The sequence below is a fragment of the Sphingomonas sp. genome (genome assembly GCF_035758555.1).
GTDB lineage: Bacteria > Pseudomonadota > Alphaproteobacteria > Sphingomonadales > Sphingomonadaceae > Sphingomonas_B.
In genome coordinates, this window is the sequence record NZ_DASTXI010000197.1 from 25,613 (window position 1) to 32,787 (window position 7,175).

The 7,175-nt window shown below is 67.7% G+C and carries 8 protein-coding genes and 1 tRNA gene; 2 read left to right on the plus strand and 7 right to left on the minus strand.

Features of this window, described 5'->3' with window-relative positions:
- Positions 1–25 precede the first annotated feature (25 nt).
- From VFT73_RS11885 to VFT73_RS11900, 4 genes are all read right to left on the minus strand, one after another.
- Complete coding sequence (locus VFT73_RS11885) at positions 26–907, minus strand: PEPxxWA-CTERM sorting domain-containing protein (RefSeq protein WP_326411334.1); 882 nt, start codon at positions 905–907, stop codon at positions 26–28.
- A 125-nt stretch (positions 908–1,032) separates the two neighbouring features.
- Positions 1,033–2,103, minus strand: coding sequence for an MBL fold metallo-hydrolase (locus VFT73_RS11890; protein WP_326411336.1), 1,071 nt, complete (start codon positions 2,101–2,103; stop codon positions 1,033–1,035).
- On the minus strand, positions 2,100–2,768 hold the full coding sequence (locus VFT73_RS11895) for a DUF1013 domain-containing protein (protein WP_326411352.1): 669 nt from the start codon (positions 2,766–2,768) through the stop codon (positions 2,100–2,102). The genes VFT73_RS11890 and VFT73_RS11895 overlap by 4 nt, the downstream gene beginning before the upstream one ends.
- Positions 2,769–2,871: 103 nt before the next feature.
- Positions 2,872–2,947 (minus strand) — tRNA-Thr (locus tag VFT73_RS11900).
- A gap of 171 nt (positions 2,948–3,118) precedes the next feature.
- On the opposite strand from VFT73_RS11900, the gene VFT73_RS11905 reads away from it, so the two are divergent.
- Complete coding sequence (locus VFT73_RS11905; RefSeq protein WP_326411339.1) at positions 3,119–4,150, plus strand: hypothetical protein; 1,032 nt, start codon at positions 3,119–3,121, stop codon at positions 4,148–4,150.
- Positions 4,151–4,238: 88 nt separating this feature from the next.
- Here VFT73_RS11905 and VFT73_RS11910 read toward each other — a convergent pair whose 3' ends face one another.
- Positions 4,239–5,129 carry a hypothetical protein gene (locus tag VFT73_RS11910; RefSeq protein ID WP_326411342.1) on the minus strand — a complete coding sequence of 297 codons (891 nt, stop codon included), beginning with the start codon at positions 5,127–5,129 and terminating at the stop codon, positions 4,239–4,241.
- A complete protein-coding gene (locus tag VFT73_RS11915) occupies positions 5,126–5,470 on the minus strand; it encodes an MmcQ/YjbR family DNA-binding protein (protein WP_326411345.1) in 345 nt (114 codons plus the stop codon). The genes VFT73_RS11910 and VFT73_RS11915 overlap by 4 nt, the downstream gene beginning before the upstream one ends.
- Before the next feature lie 77 nt (positions 5,471–5,547).
- Here VFT73_RS11915 and VFT73_RS11920 point away from each other — a divergent pair, with 77 nt between their 5' ends.
- Entirely contained in the window at positions 5,548–6,333 is a 786-nt protein-coding gene (locus tag VFT73_RS11920) for a CPBP family intramembrane glutamic endopeptidase (RefSeq protein WP_326411347.1), read from the plus strand.
- On the opposite strand, the gene VFT73_RS11925 is transcribed toward VFT73_RS11920, so the two are convergent.
- A partial coding sequence (locus VFT73_RS11925; protein ID WP_326411349.1) for a serine hydrolase occupies positions 6,327–7,175 on the minus strand: 849 nt, incomplete at its 5' end. The two genes, VFT73_RS11920 and VFT73_RS11925, sit on opposite strands and share 7 nt — an antisense overlap.

Sequence of the window (7,175 nt, forward strand, 5' to 3'; positions counted from 1 at the left end):
CCGGAAGAGGGAGCACCCCTTCTGGTCAGGCGAAAACCACGCGCGTCTTGCGACGGCGGGCTGCGGCGCCGACGAACGCGAAGCCGCCGATCATCATTGCCCAGGTGGCCGGCTCCGGCACCGCTTCGAAGTTGATGATCGTGGTGTCGCCGAAGGCGTTACGGATCCGCACATTGTCGACATAACCGACGAAGTTCGAACCGAACCCCGAACCGGCACCGAAGCTGAAGCCGGTGATGTAAGCATCCGCGCTGAAGAGACTTTGCCAGCTGCCGATCGACCGATTGACCTGGCCACCGTTGAACAGAACGACCCCCTTCGTGCCGGCGTCCAGCGTGTAGCCGGCGTGCGACGCGAGGAAGTCCGCGCCGTTGTCGCGCACGTTCAGATAGAACAGCGAATCATCGCCAGCAGTCTGCCAGCCCGAAGGCGGAGCAACGCCCGATGCGCCGCCATTATAGACCTGCTCCCAGATCATTTCGGAGCGCACGCCATTGTCTATGATATGGATGCGAACGGCCGGCGCAGCGTGGGTCTGGCCGGAACCGACCACGCCAGTCTGCCAGTCGAAATCGAGTTGCGAGAGAACGTTGAACGCACCGATCGAAACCGCCGGCGTGCCGGGGAAAAGGTCCTTGTAGATGCTGCCGATCACGTAGCGCGAGCGATCGCCATGGATTTCCAGCGAACCGTTGGCACCCGGCGTACCCGGCGCTGCGCGGGGCGCCGAATTGGTCACCTTGGTGTAACCGCCGCCGCCTTGCTCCGTGACGGAATCATAGGCGAAAACGCCCGGTAGGATCTGCTGAACGCCGTCGTGAATGACGACACCCGTGTCGCTTGCCTGTGCCGCGGAGGCAAAGGCGATCGTCGCCGCAATCGCGGCGAGAGAAACAGCAATTTTCATCGAGACACCCCTGAATAAGTTGCGAAGACAATTTTGTTTTGATTCGCAGCCCGCGCCAAAGGGTTATCACTCAAGCTGAACAACGCAACATCGTTAACGGAGATTAACGTCCCGGATCGGGACCACTATCGGCGCCACCACCAGACGCCGTCGCGGTCTTCGCGGACGGCTCGGCCGCGCTGTTCGAGGTAGCGCAGATGTGCCAGCGTCTCGCCGGTCGCCATGCCGAGCAATTTGTCGTCGATCGTCCGCGCAAACATCACGCCGAAGCAATCGACCGCGCGCCGCGGCGCCTCGGCCAGCCGCTCCTCCAGCCGGGCGAGCTGCTTTTCGTGCCCTTCGATCAATGCGTCGAGCCGGGTGTGGAGACCGGTGAAGGGCGAGCCGTGCGCCGGCAGCACCAGCAGGTCGCCGGGCAGTTCGGCGCGGAAGCGGGCGAGGCTGTCGAGCCATTCGCCGAGCGGATCGCCGTCCGGCTCCAGCATCGTCAGCGACACGTTGGAGCTGATCCGCGGCAGCACCTGATCGCCCGCGATCATCACGCGCCGCGCCGGATCGACCAGGCAGAGATGCTCGGGCGAATGGCCGCTGCCGACGATGGTGTCGAACGCGCCGAGCCGGCCGCCGGCCTGCACCCGCACATAGCCGTCGGGAAGCTTGTGCAGCGCCCGCGCGAACATGCTCCAGCCGCGCGCGGTGGCAGCCGCGATCTGATCGTCCGACCAGCCGGCGCCGCGCCACATCGCGAGCACGTCTTCCGGCGGCTCGGGCCGGGCATCGGCGACCAGCAGCCGCGCGGTCAGATATTCGCCGCGCGTCATCCACAGCCGCACGCCGAATTTGCGCGTCAGCCAACCGGCGAGCCCCAGATGATCGGGGTGCATGTGCGTGACGATCACGCGCGTGACCGTCCGCCCGGCGAGCGGTCCGTCGAAGATCGCGCGCCACGCATCCTTGCAATCGTCGAGCGGCAGGCCGGTATCGACGATCGCGACCCCGCCCTCTTCCTCGACAGTCCAGACGTTGATGTGCTTCAGCGCTCCCGGCACCGGCAGCCGCGCCCAATGCACGCCCGGCGCAACCTCGATCAGCTCGCCCGGTTCGGGCGCGCGATCGCCAAAGGGATAGTGCAGGCCCTTGTGGCTGGTCGCGCTGGCGTGATGGTCGGCCAGCGCTGCGTCGGGCGCGCGGCTCACCCGTGCTTGAACGGGTCGGCGAACGCCGGATGATCCGGCGCCTGAAGCTCGCCCGCGGCGGCCGCGTCCGCCTCCTGCGCAGCACGCTCGCGTTCGGCGCGCAGCTGCTCGATCAGCGCCTCGCGGTCGCCTTCGAAGCGGGTGTCGGTCGGCGCCTCGATGCCGGCCGCCTTCGCAGCCTTGGCCACCGCGGCGTCGAGCTCCCGCTGCGAGCACAGGCCCAAAGTTACCGGGTCTTTGGGCGTGATGTTGGCGATGTTCCAGTGGCTGCGGTCGCGGATCGCCGCGATCGTGGTCCGCGTCGTGCCGATCAGCTTGCCGATCGCGCCGTCAGAGACTTCCGGGTGGTTGCGGATGATCCAGGCGATGCCGTCCGGCTTGTCCTGGCGCTTGGAGACCGGCGTATAGCGCGGCCCCTTGGTGCGGCGGATCTGCTCCGGTCCCTTCGAAATCTGGAGCCGGTAATTCGGGTCCTTCTGGCCCTTTTCGATCTCGTCCATCGTCAGCTCGTGCGCGCGGACGGGATCGCGGCCGGTCAGCTTGGTCGCGGCGGTATCGTCGGCGATCGCCTGAACCTCCAGCACGTGCAGGCCGCAGAAATCGGCGATCTGCTGGAACGAGAGCGACGTATTGTCGACCAGCCACGAAGCGGTCGCGTGCGGCATGAGCGGCTGAGCCAAGAGAACCTCCGGAAACAAATAGGGCCGCCCCTTCCCGGAGCGGCCGAACATCGCCGCCGATCTAGGCGCACGAGACAAACGAAGCAAGTGGTGCCGAGTGTCCGACTCGAACGGACGACCTACCGCTTACAAGGCGGTTGCTCTACCAGCTGAGCTAACCCGGCACGGTTCGCCGCAATGCGACAGGTCGCGGCGAAGGTCCAGCCCGGACGATGTCCGATTCCGGCCAGAGCCGTTCGCATGCGTACAGCGACGGGACTTGTTATTCCCTCAAATCAACAGCTTAGCTCCTGCACGCTTGTTGCATGGCGGTCCCCGAAATGGGGAGAGCCTGCATGAACCACCGTCTGATCCTGAGCCTTGCCGCCGTGCTCGCCGCGCTGCCGTCCTTCGCCTGCGCGCAGATGCCGGGCCGCATCGAATGGTCGATCGATCACGGCGAAAAGCGCAGCGACGGCAAGGTGCAGTTCACGCTGATGCACCGCGAAGGGCGCAGCCAAAACATCCACAGCCACCCGGTCGAACTCTCCAGCCTGAGCGGACTGACCGCCGAACAGTTGCGCGGACGGCGCGGGCCGGTGCGGTTCGCGGTCAGGGAAGATGCCGGCACGCTCGATTGCAGCGGCACCGCCGGCTCCGGCGAAGGCGAAGGCGACTGCAGCTTTGCCGGCAATCCGGACTTCGTCGCGGAGCTGGAGCGGCAGGGCTTCGGCCATGCCGACGAGCGGCAATTGCTGTCGCTGACAATGATGGACGTGGGCCTGCCGATGTTCGCCGAAGTCGCGCGCCAGGGCTATCGCGGCGCCAGCGTCGCCGATGTGATCCGGCTGCGCGAGCACGGCGTCGGCCTCGACATGCTCCGCGAGGTGAGCGCGCTCGGCTACCATCTGCCAACGCTCGGCGCGCTTGCCGACATGCGCGACCACGGCGTCACCACCGACTTCATCCGCGCGGTGATGGCGAACGGCCTCGGCAAGCTCAGCCCACAGGAACTGATCGACCTGCGCGATCATGGCGTCACGCCCGACTATGTGGCGGCGGTGCGGCGGAACGGCTTCCCCAACGCCGGCGTACGCGAGCTGATCGACATGCGGGACCACGGCGTCAGCGTAGATTTCGTCCGCGAGCTGGCGGCGAGCGGCCGGCGCTTTTCGCCCGACGACGTGGTGCGGATGCGCGACCATGGCCTCAGCGCCGGCTTCGTCGGCGAGCTGCGCGAGGTGGGCTATGGCGACCTCAGCCCCGCCGAGATGATCCGTCTGCGCGACAATGGCGTGTCCATCGCCTCGATCCGCCGCGCCAACGCCCAGGGCGGCCGCTCCAGCCCGGACGAGCTGATCCGGATGCGGAACGAGGGGCGGATTTGACACCCCTCGCCCGTTCGCTTCGAGCGAAGTCGAGAAACGAGTGGTTCACGGCAGCCGCTTCTCGACTTCGCTCGAAGCGAACGGATTTTTAGCGGACCCCGAAGGTCCAGCCTTCGGTGCGGGCGAGATCGGGCGTGAGGGCGGCCGGGGCCCATAGGTCTGGATCGTGCGCCACCGCGCGCAGCCAGGCGGCCGCGAGAATGGCGTCGGTCGCGTGGTCGTCATAACGGGCCAGCGGCACGTGCGGGCGGCTGCCGAGAACGGCGAGCGCCCGGTCCAGCGTTTCCCCGTCGCGGATTTTGGTGCGGCCGCGCGGCAGGCCGGCGGCGGTGGCAGCGATGCTGGTGTAGATTTCGACGACGACGGGTCCGCGCTCCGGCACCGGGTCGCAGGGCCTGTCCTGAGCGAAGTCGAAGGGCCAGATCGGCAGCTTGCCGTCGATCCGGTGGAACAGGCGCATGCCGGTCAGGCTCGATTTGCCCACCTGCGCGGCGCCAACCAGGTTGAAATTGCTGTACGGGTTGCACAGACCCTGTTCGCGTGACGCGTCCTCGACGACGCGGAAGCGGCCGGCGCCGGGCGGGAACAGATCGCCGCAGCGGCCGCCGTGGCGGCGGAAATACCGGCTTGCGTCCGCATGATCGACGAAGCGGTTCGCGCCGAGATGCGGCTCCTCGCCGGCGATCTCCTCGACCAGCGCCCAGAGCCCGCGCACGTCCGCCGGGCTGCGGTCCCAGCCGGGAAAGAAGGCGCCGCAATCGGCGAAGGCGAGCGACGGCGACAGGTCGAGCCCGACCAGCCAGTCGCCCTCCAGCGCCAGCATCCAGTCGAGCACCTCCTGCCGCGACCAGAGAGGGCCGGGACGAACGAGCGTGGGCGCTTCCCTCCCCGCTTCGCACACCGCCAGGGCGATGCCTTTCTGGCGCGGACCGGCCGCGCCCGACCAGTCGATCGCGGCGAAACGGGTGAAGCGGCTCACGGTCGCTCCCCGAACGCCTCCCGCTGCGGCTTTTTCAGCCGGTCCCACCAGGCACGGGTGATGACCGTTTCGATGCGCTCGCGGTCCGCGCTGCCGAGGCGGACAAGGACGGCGGGCCAGCCGCGATAATGCGCGGATTCCCAGAACGTATCCGGGTCCGTTTCCATCAGCAGCTCCTTTTCCGGCAAGGACGCGGAGATCGCGAAGCTGTCCGCCTCGCGCCCCGGATAGACGAACGCCTTGCCGTTCACCTTGACCGCCGGCCGGCCATAGCTGGTCGACAGCTCCGCGCCCGGCAGCGCCAGCGCGAACGCCGCGACCTCGTCCCAGTCTCTCAGCATCCAGGTCTCCGTCGGTTGCCGGCTGCGTCTTATCCCCGTAACACAGCGCGGGAACGGGGCAATAGCGGGAGGGATTGGTGGCAAAGACGGCGTGGCGGATCGGTGCGGGCGTGGCGGTGATCCTGATCCTCCTGCTCTCGCAGGAAATTCGCGACCTGGCGAAGGCGGTCGGATCGCCGATCCCCCCGCTGCCGATCCCCTATGGCGGCTCCGGCCTCGACAATCTGCTGGCAGTGCTGATCGTCGCCGCAGGCGCCTGGCTGCTGCTCCGCCGGCCGGCCGGGCTGGCGCGGGACCTCGGGCTCCGTTTCAACGGGTGGCGCGGCCCGGTGCTGGCGGCGGTCGCAACCCTGCCTTTCTGGATCGGCGTCGTGTGGCTGGGCAAGCCGGCGACCGACTGGTCGGCCCTCGACCTTGTGATGCTCGCCTTCGCCTTTCCGCTGGCGGAGGAGATCGTCTTTCGCGGCTTCGGCTTCGTGCTGACCCGGCGGGCTCTCGGCTGGCCGATGGGCCTGGCGATCGCCGTGCAGGCGCTGGGCTTCGGCGCCATACACTGGATGGGCGCCGGCGGAGACACGGCGGGCCTGCAGATCTTCGCGATCACCGCGCTCGGCGCCGTGCTGTTCGCGGTCGTGGACGCGATCGACGGCTACACGATCTGGAGCGGCTTCGTGATCCACGTCTCCATGAACGCGGTGTGGGTCGTGTGCACGCCGCCGGACAGCATGGGCACCGGCTGGGTCGGAAACGCGCTGCGCCTGGCGACCGCAGCGCTGGCCCTGTTCCTGTTCTGGCGGTTCGGTAGGCGCGGGAACGCCGCCGACGTATCAGTTTCTACAGAGCCCACCCCCGCTCTTCACTGAAGCGCGGCCGCCACGTCTGCCGAGAACTTCGCGATGTCGAAGCGCGCGCCGACCGGGTCCTCGCCGCGGCGGACGATGACGAGCCGCTCTGACGGGATCACCATGATATACTGGCCGCGATTGCCCTGGGCGGCGTAGCTGCCCGCGGGCAGGCCCTGCGCGGGCCCGAACAGCCACATCGTCGCGCCATAGCCGGGCCCTTCGGCCGGCTGCGGCCCGGACGGCGTGGTCATGTACTTGACCCAGCCTTCGGGCAGGATGCGCTCGCCCTGCCAGACGCCGTCGTTCAGCCATAAGAGCCCCAGCCGTGCGAGATCGCGGGCGGTGGACCAGACCTGGCTGGAAAGGATGAAATTGCCCTGCCAGTCGGTCTCGGCGACCGTGTGCGTCATGCCGATCTTGTCGAACAACTCAGTGTGCGGGAACGCCAGGTAGCGCTGATCGTCGTTCAGCGCCGCGCGAAGCGAGCGGATCGCCAGCAGGATGTCGTTGTTCGCGTAGCGGAAGCGGGTGCCGGGCGCGGCCTCCAGCGGCCAATGCGTGACTTCCTGAGTGACCGTGGTCGCGCCCATGTAAAGCGCGTCAGTGCGGTTGCCGGCGGTGTCGCTGTGCAGCCCGCTCGCCATGCGGAGCAGGTTGTCGAGGGTGATGGTGGCTCGGGGATCGATCCGGTCAGTCTGCCATTCGGGAACGGATGCGGCCCGATTGGGGGCGAGCAGTCCTTGTTTGACCGCGATCCCAATCAACGTGCCTGAAATGCTTTTCGCAACCGACCAAGTGCGGTTCGAAACCAAAGGCCCGAAGCCGTCCCCATAGCGCTCCGCACCGATTTTGCCGTCTCG

Coding starts and splice junctions, on each gene's coding strand:
- VFT73_RS11895 (WP_326411352.1), bottom strand. CDS start 2,768: ATGCCGCACGCGACCGCTTCGTGGCTGGTCGACAATACGTCGCTCTCG.
- VFT73_RS11885 (WP_326411334.1), bottom strand. CDS start 907: ATGAAAATTGCTGTTTCTCTCGCCGCGATTGCGGCGACGATCGCCTTT.
- VFT73_RS11915 (WP_326411345.1), bottom strand. CDS start 5,470: ATGCTGAGAGACTGGGACGAGGTCGCGGCGTTCGCGCTGGCGCTGCCG.
- VFT73_RS11905 (WP_326411339.1), top strand. CDS start 3,119: ATGAACCACCGTCTGATCCTGAGCCTTGCCGCCGTGCTCGCCGCGCTG.